General features: G+C 66.4%; 13 protein-coding genes and 1 tRNA gene. 10 read left to right on the forward strand and 4 right to left on the reverse strand.

Annotated features, from left to right (window positions below; genetic code table 11):
- Positions 1-34: 34 nt before the first annotated feature.
- The 4 genes from MKK51_RS09595 to map all read right to left on the reverse strand — a co-directional run bounded on the left by MKK51_RS09595 (position 35) and on the right by map (position 4,202).
- The gene (locus MKK51_RS09595; RefSeq protein ID WP_243976665.1) at positions 35-979 is read right to left on the reverse strand and encodes an alpha-E domain-containing protein; all 945 of its coding nucleotides are present in this window, start codon (positions 977-979) and stop codon (positions 35-37) included.
- A 67-nt stretch (positions 980-1,046) separates the two neighbouring features.
- The gene (locus MKK51_RS09600; protein WP_243976667.1) at positions 1,047-2,486 is read right to left on the reverse strand and encodes a circularly permuted type 2 ATP-grasp protein; all 1,440 of its coding nucleotides are present in this window, start codon (positions 2,484-2,486) and stop codon (positions 1,047-1,049) included.
- 139 nt (positions 2,487-2,625) lie between these two features.
- Positions 2,626-3,345: a RadC family protein gene (gene radC, locus MKK51_RS09605; RefSeq protein ID WP_243976670.1), complete on the reverse strand. Its 720-nt coding sequence runs from the start codon at positions 3,343-3,345 to the stop codon at positions 2,626-2,628.
- 26 nt (positions 3,346-3,371) lie between these two features.
- Entirely contained in the window at positions 3,372-4,202 is an 831-nt protein-coding gene (gene map / locus MKK51_RS09610) for a type I methionyl aminopeptidase (RefSeq protein WP_027172324.1), read from the reverse strand.
- Between the two features lie 212 nt (positions 4,203-4,414).
- Between map and MKK51_RS09615 the strand changes: the two genes are divergently transcribed.
- From MKK51_RS09615 to MKK51_RS09660, 10 genes are all read left to right on the forward strand, one after another.
- Positions 4,415-4,669, forward strand: a complete 255-nt coding sequence (locus tag MKK51_RS09615; RefSeq protein ID WP_243976671.1) for a zinc-finger domain-containing protein — start codon at positions 4,415-4,417, stop codon at positions 4,667-4,669.
- 32 nt (positions 4,670-4,701) lie between these two features.
- Positions 4,702-5,919, forward strand: a complete 1,218-nt coding sequence (locus tag MKK51_RS09620; RefSeq protein ID WP_243976673.1) for an FAD-dependent monooxygenase — start codon at positions 4,702-4,704, stop codon at positions 5,917-5,919.
- 37 nt (positions 5,920-5,956) lie between these two features.
- Positions 5,957-6,043, forward strand: a tRNA-Leu gene (locus MKK51_RS09625).
- Positions 6,044-6,192: 149 nt separating this feature from the next.
- Entirely contained in the window at positions 6,193-8,016 is a 1,824-nt protein-coding gene (gene edd / locus MKK51_RS09630) for a phosphogluconate dehydratase (protein ID WP_243976675.1), read from the forward strand.
- 118 nt (positions 8,017-8,134) lie between these two features.
- Entirely contained in the window at positions 8,135-8,752 is a 618-nt protein-coding gene (gene eda, locus MKK51_RS09635; RefSeq protein WP_243976678.1) for a bifunctional 4-hydroxy-2-oxoglutarate aldolase/2-dehydro-3-deoxy-phosphogluconate aldolase, read from the forward strand.
- Positions 8,753-9,042: 290 nt separating this feature from the next.
- Positions 9,043-10,317, forward strand: a complete 1,275-nt coding sequence (locus MKK51_RS09640) for a dicarboxylate/amino acid:cation symporter (protein ID WP_243976680.1) — start codon at positions 9,043-9,045, stop codon at positions 10,315-10,317.
- Positions 10,318-10,376: 59 nt separating this feature from the next.
- Positions 10,377-11,279, forward strand: a complete 903-nt coding sequence (locus tag MKK51_RS09645; RefSeq protein ID WP_243976682.1) for an amino acid ABC transporter substrate-binding protein — start codon at positions 10,377-10,379, stop codon at positions 11,277-11,279.
- A 98-nt stretch (positions 11,280-11,377) separates the two neighbouring features.
- On the forward strand, positions 11,378-12,883 hold the full coding sequence (locus MKK51_RS09650) for an aspartate ammonia-lyase (RefSeq protein ID WP_243976684.1): 1,506 nt from the start codon (positions 11,378-11,380) through the stop codon (positions 12,881-12,883).
- A gap of 466 nt (positions 12,884-13,349) precedes the next feature.
- Positions 13,350-14,972: a porin gene (locus MKK51_RS09655; RefSeq protein ID WP_243976686.1), complete on the forward strand. Its 1,623-nt coding sequence runs from the start codon at positions 13,350-13,352 to the stop codon at positions 14,970-14,972.
- A 423-nt stretch (positions 14,973-15,395) separates the two neighbouring features.
- Entirely contained in the window at positions 15,396-16,274 is an 879-nt protein-coding gene (locus MKK51_RS09660) for an amino acid ABC transporter substrate-binding protein (protein WP_243976688.1), read from the forward strand.

Raw genomic sequence — 16,274 nt, forward strand, 5'->3', positions numbered from 1 at the left:
ACGTCTCTTGCAGAACTCGGGATTCGACGGAACCCTACACCAGATATTGTTCGATGACCGCCGCGCCGAGACGATTGTTCTCCACGATGAAGGCCGTCACGAACTCGTGCAGACCCGACCGGAAGACCCGGTCGATGTTCTCGCCTTCCAGGCGTGCGAGGGTGTTGCTGGCCAGACGCTGGCTCGCACCACGGCGGCCATAGGCGTCGGCGATCAGGTCGAGATGCTCCACCAGCATGCCGTAGCAATTGGTCAGGGAGCGGGGCATCTGCCGGTTCAGGATGAGCAGGTCGGCGACCAGCAGCGGTTTCACGCTCTCGCGATAGACCCAGTGATAGGCGTTGAAGGCCGAGACCTCGCGCAGGATCGTGGTCCACTGGAAATAATCGAGGCTGCCGCCGACCTTCTCCGTGGCCGGCAGAAGGATGCGATACTTCACGTCGAGGATGCGGGCCGTGTTGTCGGCCCGCTCGATGGCGGTGCCGAGCCGCGTGAACCAGTAGGCGTCGTTGCGCAGCATGGTGCGGTAGGCCGAGCCGTCGAAGGCGAGGGACACGCCCTTCACCCATTCGAGGAAGCGGCTGAACTCGTCGCGATTGAGATCGCGGCCCTCGTAGTTGCGCAGTTCGAGCCACGCACCGTTGATCGCGTCCCACATTTCCGTGGTCAGGGCGGTGCGGACGGATCTCGCATTCTCGCGCGCGGTCTCGATGCAGGAGCGGATCGAGGACGGGTTGTGCGGCGAGAAGGCGAGGAAGTTGCACACCGTCGCTTCGTTGACGGTGTCATAGAGCGGCTTGAACACCTCGGGATCACCCGCCGAGGCCAGGGCCGACGCCCATTCGTTGGTCTCGCCGCCACCATAGCTCGAGGGGAGGGCGGCGAGCCGATGCGCCGCATCGAGGATGCGGGCGACGAACTCGGCCCGCTCGGCGTAGCGCGAGAGCCAGTACAGATTGTCGGCGGTCCGGGACAGCATGGGCTTCCGTTAAGGCATGGGCGAGAAAACGATCCACCCCGCTTCCGAGGTGGGCTTTGGCTTGGCGTCAGGCGTCCAGCACCCAGGTATCCTTGGTGCCCCCGCCCTGGCTGGAATTGACCACGAGCGACCCTTCCTTGAGGGCGACGCGGGTCAGGCCGCCGGGAACGATCCTGATCTCGTCGGAGCCGCATAGCACGAAGGGCCGCAGATCGACGTGGCGCGGCGCGACGCCGGACGCCACGAAGGTCGGGCAGGTGGACAAGGCCAGGGTCGGCTGGGCGATGAACCCGTCCGGCGCATGGCGCAGCTTGCGGCTGAAGTCCTCGATCTCGCGCTTGGTGGCGTGCGGGCCCACCAGCATGCCGTAGCCGCCCGATCCGTTGACCTCCTTCACGACGAGGTCGGCGAGGTTGTCCATCACGTAGGAGAAGGCCTCCTTCTCGCGGCAGCGATAGGTCGGCACGTTGTGCAGGATCGGCTCTTCGCCGGTGAAGAACCTGACGATCTCAGGCATGTAGCTGTAGACGGCCTTGTCGTCGGCGATGCCGGTGCCGACCGCGTTGGCGAGGGTCACGGTCCCGCGCTCGTAGGCGTTCATCAGGCCGGGCACGCCGAGGACCGAATCGGGCCGGAACACCAGGGGGTCGAGGAAATCGTCGTCGAGGCGGCGATAGATCACGTCGACCCGGCGCGGACCTTCCGTGGTGCGCATGTAGACCACGTCGTCCTTGGTGAAGAGGTCGGAGGCCTCCACCAGATCGACGCCGAGCTTGTCGGCCAGGAACGAGTGTTCGTAGAAGGCGGAATTGTAGCGTCCCGGTGTGAGCAGCACGACGGAGGGGTCGCGCGTCGCCGTCTGCGGGGCGAGGCTGCGCAGGGTCGCCAGGAGCGCATCGGGGTAGTTCTCCACCGGCGCCACGCGATGGCGCGAGAACAGTTCGGGGAAGAGCCGCAGCATCACCTCCCGGTTCTCCAGCATGTAGGAGACGCCGGACGGCGTGCGGGCATTGTCCTCCAGCACGAAGAAGTCGTTCTCGCCGGTGCGGACGATGTCGATGCCGGCGATGTGGACATAGAGGTCGTGCGGGACTTTGAAGGCCCGCATCTCCATCCGGTAGTGCGGGTTGCGATAGACGAGATCGGCCGGAATGATTCCGGCCTTGATGCATTCCTGGGCGCCGTAGATGTCGCTGAGGAAGGCATTGATCGCGGTGACGCGCTGCTTCAGCCCGCGCTCGAGGAAGGTCCATTCCGGCTTCGTGATCACCCGGGGGATGATGTCGAAGGGAATCAGCCGCTCGGTGGATTCGTTGGCGCCGTAGACGGCGAAGGTGATGCCGATGCGCCGGAACAGCATCTCGGCCTGGCTGCGGCGCGTGTTGAAGTGCTCGGGCGGCGTCGTATCGAGCCACGATTTGAGGCTGTCATAGGCTTCGCGAACCGAGGCATCGCTCAGGGCGGCTCCCGGTATCCCATTCATTTCGTCGAACGCAGCGAGCGCCATTCGCGCCTCCCCTTTTATCCCGGCATCTTCGCAAGAGGCGCGCCACCGGGACGATGTGCGCTTCGCAGCAGGCCGATGGTGTCGTCCGATCACCGCGAAGCGAACGATCCGCCGCGATCCGATCGCCAGAGTAGCACGTTCAGATCAGCTTCAACCCTTTCAGACTCGCGTGTCCATCCCGGCCGAGGATGACGTGGTCGTGGACGACGATTCCCAGCGGGTCGAGGATCGCCACGATCTCCCGCGTCATCCTGATGTCGGCCGCCGACGGCGCCGGATCGCCGGAAGGGTGGTTGCGCGCGAGGATGATGGCGGTGGCGGAGAGTTCGAGGGCGCGGCGCGCCACCTCCCTGGGATAGACGGGAGTGTGGTCGACCGTGCCGCGCCCCTGGACCTCGTCGGCGATGAGGTGGTTGCGCTTGTCGAGGAACAGCACGCGGAACTGCTCGCGCGGCGAGAACGCCATGGTGGCGCGGCAATATTCCAGGAGCGCCGCCCAGGAGGAGAGCAGGGGACGCGCGGCGATGGCGCCCCGGGCCAGGCGATGGCCCGCCGCCTCGATGAGCTTGAGATCGGCGACGACGCCCTGGCTGACGCCCTCCACCTCCGCGAGGCGGTTCGGCTCCGCGCTCACCACTTCGGCGAAACTGCCGAAGCGGCGGATCAGGGCTTTCGCCAGGGGCTTCACGTCCCGTCGCGGGATCGCGCGAAACAGGACGAGTTCGAGGAGTTCGTAATCCGGCAGGGCATCCGCCCCGGCCTGGGCGAAGCGCGCCCGCAGCCGGTCGCGGTGCCCGACATAATGGGGCGTGTCCGAGGCCGCCTCGCCGGCGGGCGGTTCGAGGGGGAGGCGCGGCATCGTCTTGCCTCCGGACCCCCGCATCGTCAGGCGGAGGGATCGATCGGCTGATGCAGGCCCTTGGGCGAGAAGGTGAAGACCTCGACCCCCGTCTCCGTCACCGCCACCGTGTGCTCGAACTGCGCCGAGAGCGAGCGATCCCGCGTGACCGCCGTCCAGCCGTCGGAGAGCACCTTCACCGCCGGGCGGCCGAGATTGATCATGGGCTCGACCGTGAAGAATTGTCCCGGCTCGAAGGTCACGTCGTAGCTCGGCTCGACATAGTGCAGGATGGTCGGGGCATCGTGATAGATGCGCCCGAGGCCGTGCCCGCAGAAATCGCGCACGACTGAGCAGCGCTCCGCTTCGGCATAGGCCTGGATCGCGCGGCCGATATCCGTGGTCGAGCCGCCCGGCTTGATCGCGGCGATGCCGCGCATGAGGCATTCGTGGGTGATCTCGCACAGGCGTGCGGCCTTGCGCGGCACCTCGCCGACATAGGCCATGCGGCTGCTGTCGCCATGCCAGCCGTCCACGATGAGGCAGATGTCGAGATTGACGATGTCGCCGTCGCGCAAGGGCTTGTCGTTGGGGATGCCGTGGCAGACCACGTGGTTGATCGACGTGCAGATCGACTTCGGATAGCCGCGATAGAGCAGCGAGGCCGGGTAGGCGCCGTTGTCCATGGCGAATTCGTAGGCGAGGCGGTCCAGCGCCTCGGTGGTGACGCCGGGGGCGGTGGCCTCCATCAGCACGTCGAGGGCTTCCGCCGTGAGGCGGCCGGCCTTGCGCATGCCCTCGAATCCTTCGGGACCGTGAATCGGCGGCCGAGGCGCGCGGCGTCCGCCTTCGACGACGGCCTGTTCGTTCTGGGTCATGAGGAACGTGGTTTCGTAAAAGCAGATGAGAGACATCCCTCTCTACGGCGGCATGCGCGGGAGGCCAAGCCTCGACGATGCGGGCTTTTTGCTGGGCTCGGGGGATCGTCGGCGCTAGGCTTGAGGCCGTCGAGCGAGTAGAGAATGCCCCTGACGGAGCAATGGTGCCCGGGCGGGGCTCGGCCCCGGCGGGCAGGAGGCAGGATCGGGCGATGGCTGACAAGGCGGTGCCGCATTTCCACAACGACCTCGGAGTTGCCCTGATCGAAGTGGGCTCGAAGGAGTTCATGTGCATCGGCGCCAAGCCGCCCTTCGATCATCCCCACGTCTTCCTCGACATGGGGACCGACGACGAGATCATCTGCCAGTATTGCTCGACGCTCTACCGCTATCGCCCGGGCCTGAAAGCCGGCACGGCCGATCCGGCCGCCGCCGTCTGGGACGACCGCGGCGCGAAGGCCGCCTGATCGCTCACGATTCGCGAGGGCGAGATCCGCAGGTGTCCGACGGTTCCCATGGGTCGCGAACCCCTCACGCCGCCCCCGGCCTGGCCGTCGCCATCGTCGGCGCGGGCATAGGAGGCCTGACCGCCGCCCTTGCCCTCGATGCCGCCGGGCATGAGGTGACGCTCATCGAGCGCAGGACAGGGTTCAGCGAGGTCGGCGCCGGCCTGCAGCTCTCCCCGAATGCCAGCCGCGTGCTGATCTCCCTTGGCCTCGGTGCCGCCCTGCGCCGGGCGGCGAGCGAGCCGCCGCGGGTGGTGGTCCGCGCTCTCGGGTCCGGTCGCGAGATCGGCGGCGTCGAACTCGGGGCCGAACTGCGCGGCCGCCACGGCGCGCCCTATTACGTCATCCACCGGGCCGATCTGCAGACGCTCCTCCTCGACTCCGTGCGCAGCCGGCCGGGAATCCGCCTGCTGATGGGGCGGGATGTCAGGGGACTCGCCGAATCGGACACGTCCGTCGAGCTGACCCTCGAAAGCGGCCAGGGCTTGCGATCCGAGACGCTGGCCGTCGACCTCGTGGTGGGAGCCGATGGCGTGCGCTCCACCCTGCGCGGCCATTTCGACGGCAGGCGGCTGCGATCCTGCGGCGAGGCCGCCTGGCGCGCGACGATCCCGCGCGATGCCGCGCCTCCGGAATTGCAGGGCGACGAGACCGGCCTGTGGCTGGGACGCCGCCGGCACGTGGTGCATTACCCGATCCAGGGCGGGCGGAGCATCAACATCGTGGCCGTGGTGCCGGAGCGCCTCGGCAGCGAGGATTGGGGCCAGCTCGGCGAACCCGCCGTCCTGCGCGCGCAGTTTCCGGACGCCACCCCGGTTCTGACCGAGCTCCTGACCGCGCCGGATTCCTGGCTGGTCTGGTCCCTGGTCGACCGGCCGACGGCGCGGCCCATGGCGCGGGGCCGGGTGGCCCTCATCGGAGACGCGGCCCATCCGGTCCTGCCGTTCCTGGCGCAGGGGGCGGCGCTGGCCATCGAGGATGCGGCCGTCTTCGCCCTGACCCTGCGGGCCGACGACGTGGCGGCGTCCCTGGCGGCCTATGCGGGCCTGCGTGCGCCCCGCACCCGGCGCGTGCAATCGGCCGCGCGCGGCAACGGCCGGACCTACCATGCGGGCGGCCTCGTCGGTTTTGCCCGCAATATCGTCATGCGCCGCCTCGGTCCCGCCGGGATGGGCCGCCGCTACGACTGGCTCTACGGCTGGGCGCCTTGATCTCGGGGCCGGGCCTCGCTACCGCTGATCCCGCAATGCGGACGTGGCGAAACTGGTAGACGCACGAGACTTAAAATCTTGCGGCTGAAAGGCTGTGCGGGTTCGAGTCCCGCCGTCCGCACCATCGAACGAGACGAACCGCGATGGCCTGAAACGTGCTGAGCCGATTCGGTCATTGATCGTACCGCGCGGCGACCGATCTATCGCCGGCGAGACGAGCTCTCTACGTTTCTGACAGCAGGTGGCTTCGCATCAGCGAGGGAAGGATCTGCCATGACCGAGCTTCACCCGGAAGTCGCAGCCGTCACCGAGCGCGTGGTGACGCGCTCGAAGGCGAGCCGGCGCGCCTATCTCGACCTGATCGCCCGCGAACGCGACGGCGGCGTGCACCGGCCGATGCTCAATTGCGGCAACCTCGCCCATGGCTTCGCCGCCTCCGGCGAGGACAAGCCGGCGATCAAGTCCGGCCGGGGCATGAATATCGGCATCGTCACCGCCTATAACGACATGCTGTCGGCGCATCAGCCCTATGGCCGCTACCCGGAGCAGATGAAGCTGTTCGCCCGCGAGGTCGGAGCAACGGCCCAGGTGGCGGGCGGCGTGCCGGCCATGTGCGACGGCGTCACGCAAGGCCAGCGCGGCATGGAGCTGTCGCTGTTCTCCCGCGACACCATCGCGCTCTCCACGGCGGTGGGCCTCAGCCACGGCATGTTCGACGGGGCGGCCCTGCTCGGCATCTGCGACAAGATCGTGCCCGGCCTGCTCATCGGGGCGCTCCGCTTCGGCCATCTGCCGCAGATCCTGATCCCGGCGGGGCCGATGCCCTCGGGCCTCGCCAACAAGGAGAAGCAGCGCATCCGCCAGCTCTATGCCGAGGGCAAGGTCGGCCGCGACGAGCTGCTGGAATCGGAATCCGCCTCCTATCACGGGGCGGGGACCTGCACCTTCTACGGCACCGCCAATTCCAACCAGATGATGATGGACGTGATGGGCCTGCACATGCCCGGCGCGTCCTTCATCAATCCCGGCACGAAACTGCGCCAGGCCGTCACCCGCGCCGCCGTGCACCGGCTCACCGAGATCGGCGCGGCGGGCAACGATTACCGGCCGCTGGGGCGCTGCGTCGATGAGAAGGCGATCGTCAACGCGGTCATCGGGTTGCTTGCCACCGGCGGCTCCACCAACCACGCCATCCACCTGCCGGCCATCGCCAGGGCCGCCGGGATCATCATCGACTGGGAGGATTTCGACCGGCTCTCGGCGGTGATCCCGCAGGTGGCCAAGGTCTATCCCAACGGTTCGGGCGACGTGAACCACTTCCACGCCGCCGGCGGCATGTCCTACGTCATCGCCAGCCTGATCGATGCGGGCCTGCTGCACGACGACATCCTCACCGTGGCCGGCGGGCGCCTGCGCGACCACGCCCGCGACCCGAAGCTGATCGAGGACGAACTGGTGTTCGAGGAGGCGCCTGCGGCGTCGCATGACGAGAGCATCCTGCGCGGCCCCGCCAACGCCTTCCAGCCGGATGGCGGGATGCGGCTGGTGAAGGGCAATCTCGGCCGGGCCACCTTCAAGACCAGTGCCGTCGATCCCTCGCGCTGGACGGTGGAAGCCCCGGCACGGGTGTTCGACGATCAGGACGACGTCATGGCCGCCTTCAAGGCCGGCGAACTGGAACGGGACGTGGTCGTCGTCGTGCGGTTCCAGGGGCCGAAGGCCAACGGAATGCCCGAATTGCACAAGCTGACGCCGCAGCTCGGCGTTCTTCAGGATCGTGGCTTCCGCGTCGCCCTCGTCACCGACGGGCGCATGTCTGGCGCGTCGGGCAAGGTGCCGGCGGCGATCCATCTGAGCCCGGAGGCCCTCGGCGGCGGTCCGCTCGGCAAGCTGCGCGACGGCGACGTCGTTCGCCTCAGCGCCGAGGACGGAACGCTCCAGGCCCTCGTCGACCCTGCGGACTGGGAGGCGCGGGAGGGCGCCACCCCGCCGCCGCCGGCGTTCGGGACCGGCCGCGAGCTCTTCGCCTTCATGCGCCACGGAGCCGACGGCGCCGAACAGGGCGCGTCCGCGATGCTGTCCGCCGCGGGACTCTAGAGCATTTTCAAGCGAGGTGGATGCCGGCTCGCGTGAAGAAAATGCTCTAGCCGAAGCCCTTCGAACCCCGTTCCCACGACCGACGGAACACTCCACCCTTCGCCAAGGACGGTTCTCAATGACGACCATCGACGCGCTGATGCGCTCCGTTCCCGTGATCCCCGTCCTCGTGATCGAGGAGGCCGCCCATGCCGAGCCGATCGCCAGGGCGCTGGTGGATGGCGGGCTGACGGCCCTGGAGGTGACCCTGCGGACCCCCGCCGCCCTGGAGGTGATCCGCATCATGGCGCAGGTCGAGGGGGCCGTCGTCGGCGCGGGCACCGTGCTCAACGAGCGCGATCTCGACGCGGCGATGGAGGCGGGCGCGGAATTCATCGTCAGCCCCGGTCTCACCGACCCGCTGACGAAGGCCGCGATCGATCGCGGCATCCCGTTCCTGCCGGGGGTCGCCAATGCCGCCGACATCATGCGCGGCCTCGACCACGGCCTCGACCGGTTCAAGTTCTTCCCCGCCGAGGCCGCAGGGGGCATCAAGGCACTGAAGGCCCTCACCGGCCCGTTCGGACAGGTCCGCTTCTGCCCCACGGGCGGGATCACCGAAGCCACGGCACCGGACTGGCTCAAGCTCGCGCAGGTTCTCTGCGTCGGCGGCAGTTGGGTCGTCCCGGCCGGCGAGCCGCAGCCGGAAGCCATCCGCCGGGCGGCGAGGGTCGCGTCGGGCCTGCGCCAGAACTGACCGAAGCCTCGCGCCGACGGGTCTTCGGGGCCTTCGCCGGACGGGCCTGCTCGATCATCGAAGAATGCTTGCGCAGCTGAAGAAAAGGAATAGCATCCTCCCTTATCGACTTCACGAAGAATGTAGGTATCGCGGCTGAAGCACTTCCGAATGCTCGCGCCCGCGCTATGCGGGACGGGCTGGACCGGCCAAGCAGATCGCCCGGCATCTAGACCTCGTGATGCGACGTCGCCAAGCATGGCATAGGGCATGCAGGATCGTGGAGACGGTTCTGCCGATAAGGAAGTGCGATGCAGTCCAGGCTGACGACTTATATCTTCATCGGTATGCTTCTCGGCATCGCGGTCGGATATCTTTGTAACATCACCTGGCCGGACCCTCAGACGTCCAAGGAAATCTCCGGCTACATCGCCCTCGTCAGCGATGTGTTCCTGCGGCTGATCAAGATGATCATCGCCCCCCTGGTGTTCTCGACCCTCGTCGTCGGCATCGCGCATATGGGCGATACCGCCTCCGTCGGCCGTGTCGGCGGCAAGGCGATGCTGTGGTTCATCGGTGCCTCCCTGTGCTCGCTGCTGCTCGGCCTCGTGATGGTCAACATCCTGCGGCCCGGGGACGCCCTGAACCTGCCGCTGCCGGATGCCGGCGCCACCACCAACCTCAAAGCCGCGTCCCTCTCCCTCAAGGAGTTTGTCACCCATCTGGTGCCGAAGAGCCCCGTGGAGGCGATGGCCAACAACGAGATCCTGCAGATCGTCGTCTTCTCGATCTTCTTCGGCGTCGCGCTCGCGGCGCTGGGGGAGAAGGGCAAGCTCCTGGCCGAAGGCATCGAGGGCCTCGCCGACGTGATGCTGAAGATCACCGGCTACGTCATGGGATTCGCCCCCGTCGCGGTGTTCGCGGCCATCGCGGCGACGATCACCACGCAGGGCATCGGCGTCCTCGTGACCTACGGCAAGTTCATGGTGGAGTTCTACTTCAGCCTCGCCATGCTGTGGTGCCTTCTGGCCTTCGCCGGATTCCTACTCGTGGGAAAACAGATGCGGCGGCTCCTCAACCTAATCAAGGAGCCCTTCCTCCTCGCCTTCTCCACCGCGTCGAGCGAGGCGGCCTATCCGAAGACCCTGCAGAACCTCGAACGCTTCGGCGTGCCCAACAAGATCACCTCGTTCGTCCTGCCGATGGGCTATTCGTTCAACCTCGACGGCTCGATGATGTACTGCACCTTCGCGGTGATGTTCATCGCGCAGGCCTACAACATCCCGCTGACCCTCGGGCAGCAGTTGACCATGCTCCTGCTGCTGATGGTGACGTCGAAGGGCATGGCCGGCGTGCCCCGCGCCTCGCTGGTCGTGATCTCCGCCACGCTCTCGACCTTCCATATCCCGGAGGCCGGTCTCCTCCTCATCATCGGCATCGACCAGTTCCTCGATATGGGCCGCTCGGCCACCAACGTCCTGGGCAACAGCGTCGCCACCGTCGCCGTGGCGAAATGGGAGGGGCAGCTGGAACTGACCGACCAGAGCCTCGACCGGGACGTGTCGCCCTTGGCCGAGCCGGCCTGAACGCCGACGGCCTCGCTCGCCGCCGATCGCAACCCCTACGGCATGACGGGACACGGACAATGCACGCGAAGGGCATGATGGCAGCGGTCGCCGGGGCCCTGGTGCTCGCCTTGGGCGCCACCCCCGCCGCCGCCATCGATGTTCTCACCGGAACGCTCAAGAAGATCGCCGAGTCCCGCGCCGTCACCCTGGGCTACCGCGAAAACTCGCTGCCCTTCTCGTTCAAGGACGCGTCCGGGCATCCGGTCGGATACGCCATCGATCTGTGCCTGGAAGTGGTCGACGCCATCGGCAAGGAGATCGGCCGGACCGATCTCGCCGTGCGCTACGAGCCCGTCACCTCGGAAACCCGGATTGCCGCCCTGACCTCGGGCAGGATCGACCTCGAATGCGGATCGACTACGGCGAATGCGGAGCGCCGCAAGCTGGTGGCCTTCTCGCCCATCACCTATTTCAGCGCCACCAAGCTCCTGGTGAAGCGCGGCGCGTCCATCGGTTCCTATCGCGACCTTTCCGGCAAAACCGTCGCGGTCACCGCGGGCACCACCAACGAGGCGGCTCTGCGCGCGCTGATGGCGCGGTTCAACCTGTCGGCCACCATCGTCACGGGCCGCGACCACGCCGAATCCTTTGCCATGGTCAGGGACGGCCGGGCCGACGCGCTCGGCCTCGACGATGTCCTGCTCTATGGCCTCATCGCCGCGGCGGGGGCGGACGGGGCGTCCTATACCGTGCTGGCGGACAAGCTCTCCTTCGAGCCCTACGGCCTGATGTTTCGCAAGGACGACCCGCAATTCGCCGGGCTCGTGAGCGCCGCCTTCGAACGTCTCGCCGAGTTGCGGGAGCTGCGCTGGATCTACGAGCGCTGGTTCCTCAAGCGGCTGCCGAACGGCGAGCGCCTCAACGTGCCGATGTCCGACGAGCTGAAGACGAATTTTCAGGTCATCGGGCTTCAGGATTGAGCCGATGTCAGCATTGCCCGCCGAGGGCGCTTGACGGCTGAGCCGCCGCATGTGGCCTTCGGCGGTGCCGCCGCGAGCGCGGGCGAGGGAGATGGCCGATGGCGACGGACACGCAGAAACCCACCGAGGCGCCGGCCGAGAACATCGCCGTCGCCACCGTGCGGACCGTCGAGATGGAGGGCGCGCAGACCCGGACCGAGCACGACCTCCTCGGCTATGGCGAGGTGCCGGCCGGAGCCTATTGGGGGATCCACACCAAGCGCGCGGTGGCCAACTTCCCCATCACCGGCGTGCCGGTGGGTCACTTTCCCGAATTCGTCAAAAGCCTCGCCCTGGTGAAACAGGCGGCCGCCCGCGCCAACAGGCGGCTGGGCTACCTCGCAGCCGACAAGGCCGATGCCATCGACCGCGCCTGCACCCTCGTCGCCACCGAGCCGCGCTTTGCCGAATCCTTCGTGGTGGACGCGATCCAGGGCGGGGCCGGCACCTCCACCAACATGAACGCCAACGAGGTCATCGCCAACGTCGCCCTGGAACTGATGGGGCACCCGCTGGGGCATTACGAGGCGCTCCACCCCAACGACGACGTCAACATGGCGCAATCCACCAACGACGCCTATCCGACCGCCCTGCGCCTCGCCGTCATGTTCGCGACCCAGCCCCTCATCAAGGCCCTCGACGACCTCGCCTACGCCTTCAAGGGCAAGGCCGTGGAATTCGCCGACGTCCTCAAGATGGGCCGCACCCAGCTCATGGACGCGGTGCCGATGACCCTCGGCCAGGAGTTCGACGGGTTCCACGCCACCATGAAGGAGGATGTGGCCCGGCTGAACGAGATCGTCGGGCTGTTCCGCGAGGTCAATCTCGGTGCCACCGCCATCGGTACCGGCATCAACGCGGATCCCCGCTATGCGTCCCTAGCGGTGGAGGAGCTGTCGCGCATTTCCGGACACCCCATGGTGCTCGCCTCGAACCTGATCGAGGCGACATCCGATCTCGGGGCGTTCGTGCTGTTCTCGGGCGTGCTGAAGCGCGTGGCCGTGAAGCTGTCCAAGATCTGCAACGACCTGCGCCTGCTCTCGAGCGGGCCGCGCACCGGGTTCGGCGAGATCCGGCTGCCGGCCGTCCAGGCCGGTTCCTCGATCATGCCGGGCAAGGTCAACCCGGTGATTCCCGAAGTGGTGAACCAAGTCGCCTTCCTGGTGATCGGCCACGACCTCACCGTGACCCTCTGCGCCGAGGGAGGGCAACTCCAGCTCAACGCCTTCGAGCCGACCATCGGATATTGCGTGCTCAGTTCCCTGCGCATGCTCACCGCCGCAGTGGATACCCTGACGAAACGCTGCATCGAAGGGATCGAGGCCGACCGCGAACGCTGCCGTTCCCTCGTCCACGGCTCCATCGGCCTCGTGACCGCCCTGGTACCGGCCCTGGGATACGAGGCGTGCTCCAGGGTCGCTCAGCGCGCCCTGGCCGAGAATCGCCCGGTCGCCGACATCGTGCTGGAGGAGGGCCTTCTGACGGAGGCCCAGCTCGACCACCTGCTGGAACTCGAGGCGATGACCCGTCCGTCCCGCGTGAGGCGCACCAATCCGGGGGCCTGACGGCGATTGCCTGGCGATGGAGCCGTCTTCACCCTGGCTTCGCCCCGGCCGGCGCCGATGCGCGCCGACGCCGATCCATGACGGTCCGGTGACGGTGCACAGCACAAAATCTAAGCAAAGGGCGCGTTGGCGGGAATAACTGATCCCAATAGCGCCGCAGGATGCACTGGTTTTCTTCTCCGAGCCCTCTCTCTGACCATCAATCGACCCCGGCGATGACATGGTTTGCCGCCTGACGAACGTTGCAGCGCCGCCACAGCAGTTCAGAACCGATCTGGCATCCGCGATTCCGAGTTGCCCGCAGGAACCCGCTCGCACAGAGTGAATACGCACTGGGGAAACCCCGGGGCACGGTCGAGACGGGGCACTCAAGCCCTGCCGGCTAACAAATAAAGGCAAACGAACGCCGGTCCATGCCGGGTTGAAGTTGCCTGTCCCTCGGGTCTCGAAGCTTTTGGAGATATCAATGAAGCTCTTGAAGAGCTCACTCCTCGGTACCGCCGCAGCCTTTGCGTCGGTCGCTGGAGCACACGCCGCCGACCTTCCCGTGAAGAAGGCCGTGCCGATCGAATACGTCCGCGTCTGCAGCGCCTACGGCGCCGGCTTCTTCTACATCCCCGGCACCGATACCTGCATCCGTCTCTCGGGCCGCGCCCGACTCGACATCGGCTACCAGCCGACCTCCGCGCGCAGCGCCGCTGGAAGCCAGGGTGACACGACAGGATACATCGCCCTCGCCCGCATCAACGTCGATGCCCGCACCCAGACGGCCTACGGCACCCTGCGCGCCTTTACGCGTATCCAGTTCGCCTCACGTACGAGCGCCACTGGCGGTCTCCGCTCCGGCACCCAGGAGCGCATCGGCTCCGCTTTCGGCGCCACCGGCCAGGACCAGTTCGGCCGCGACCAGCAGTTCGTGAACACCGACAAGGCGTTCATCCAGTTCGCCGGCCTCACCGCCGGTCGCGCCTCCTCGTTCTTCGACTTCTACGCCCACGACTTCGAGTTCGCCGGCGCGACCCTGAACTCCGACGTCCAATCCACCAACCTCCTCGCCTACTCGGCCAAGTTCGGCGAAGGCTTCTCGGCTACGATCTCGCTCGAAGACCCGACCTTCCGTCGCAACACCATCTACTCGCAGACGTACGCTTCGGGAACGGCCGCGGCTCCTTCTCCGGTCGCCGTTGCCTTTAATGCAGCTGGTGCACCCATCCTCTTCCAGAACGTGGATGTTGCACAGCGCAACCGTATGCCCGACTTCGTCGGCGTGCTCCGCTACGATGCGGCTTGGGGCTCTGCTCAGCTGTCGGGTGCAGTCAAGGAACTCAACACCGGCAACTACATCAACAACTCCGGCTTTCTGCCCGGTGCTAGCGGCGCAGCCGGACTGCCGAACATCGCTGCGGCTATTCCCTCCAGCGAATACGGCTGGGCTGTTCAGGGTGGCGTGAAGATCAACACCCCGTTCATCGCTCCGGGCGACACGTTGTACCTGCAGGGTGCCTATGGCGAGGGTGCGACCCTCTACACCGGCTACTCCTCGTACAATGGCAGCTACACATCCCGCGCCAGCACGATCAACGGTGCCGCTTTCGACCCCTACATGTCGGATGCGACTCTGAACCCGCTCACGGGCAAGCTCGAGACCTCCACGAGCTTCACGGTTGTTGGCTCATTTCTGCACTACTGGTCGCCTGAATGGCGTTCGGCCGTGTTCGGCAGCTACGGCGAGATGTCCTTTGCCAAGGGTGCCCGTGAAGCCAACGCCGCTGCCTTCGGAAACCTCGGGACCACCGCGCAAAACAACTTCACTGGCGTTGTTGGCTCTCGTGCCTTCAGCCTCAGCCCGACTCTGCGAGACACCTACCAGATCGTAGCCGGCGCAAGCCTGATCTGGTCGCCGGTCAAGGATCTCGATATCGGTCTTGAAGGCTTCTACACCAAGGTCGGCCTGCAGAGCGGCCGGGTCGTGGACCAGTACAAGAACGGCGCCATTTCTGCGGCCAACTTGAACGCTGGTGCTGCTGTGAAGACCGTGGACGCTGCGGATACCTTCCAGATCCGCGCTCGCGTCCAGCGCGACTTCTAAGCATCCGAGCTGATCTGGATCGGAGCAACGATGCCCTCGCGGCAGCAGCGCTCCGATGCTGCAAGATGCTTCGAAATCTAACGAGACAGGCCCGGCTGAAGAGCCGGGCCTTTTTTATGTCGCTTGCTGATCTGCAAAGGGCTGGTCTTGCCTCGACCGAAGGAATTTCAAAGAGAGGGGATTGTCTCGCGTTAAAATTTTGAGGCCGACCTAACGGCACGGTGATTGCTATGATGTCCGTCAGCGGTTGACATCTCCGGTGAGGCCTCATTCACCGATTGCGATGGGCGAGACCGCTGCTACGTTGAGCCTCAAGAGCCGGTCGTCCGATCGGTGAGAACCCCTCCGGGAGCCAGCCTTCACATGCAATTTGGTCCTCACAGGTCCGCCGCTCCGTCGACGGCGGTCGTCCTTGCATCGGCAATGAGCATCATGCTCGGCGCAGCCGGCGCCAATGCCCAGGAACTGACCGGCACTCTCAAGAAGATCAAGGAGACCGGCGAGATCACGATCGGTTATCGTGACGCCTCGGTCCCGTTCTCCTACCTCGACGGCGACCAGAAGCCGGTGGGCTACGCCTTCGAGATCTGTAAGAAGATCGCCGAGGCGGTAAAGACCAACCTGAAGCTGACCAAGCTCGAGGTGAAGCTCAATCCCGTCACCTCCGCCACCCGCATCCCGCTGATCGCCAACGGCACCGTCGATCTCGAATGCGGCTCGACCACCAACAACGTCGACCGCCAGAAACAGGTGGCCTTCACGAACACCCACTTCCTCACCGCCACCCGCTACGTGGCCAAGAAGTCGGCCAAGCTCGACACGATCGAGGATCTCAAGGGCAAGACCGTGGTGTCCACCTCCGGCACCACCAACATCCGCCAGATCAACGAGGCCAACACCGCCAGGAGCCTCGGCCTGACGATCCTGCCCGCCAAGGATCACGCCGAAGCCTTCCTCATGGTCGAGACCGGCCGCGCCGCCGCCTTCGTCATGGACGACGTGCTGCTGGCCTCCCTGGCCGCCAGCTCCAAGGAGCCCGGCGCCTACGCAATTTCGAGCGAGGCCCTGTCGAAGCCCGAGCCCTACGGCATCATGCTCCGCAAGGACGACGCGCCGTTCAAGGCCGTGGTCGATGAGGCGACGGCCAAGCTCTACAAAAGCCCCGAAGGCAAGGTCCTGTACGAGACCTGGTTCACCAAGCCGATCCCGCCGCGCGGCATCAACCTGAACCTTCCCATGAGCGACCCCATGAAGAAGGCCTTCGAGTCGCCGAGCGACAGCGCCGACCCGGCCGCCTACTAA

Source organism: Methylobacterium sp. E-045 (assembly GCF_022829685.1).
Taxonomy (GTDB): domain Bacteria; phylum Pseudomonadota; class Alphaproteobacteria; order Rhizobiales; family Beijerinckiaceae; genus Methylobacterium.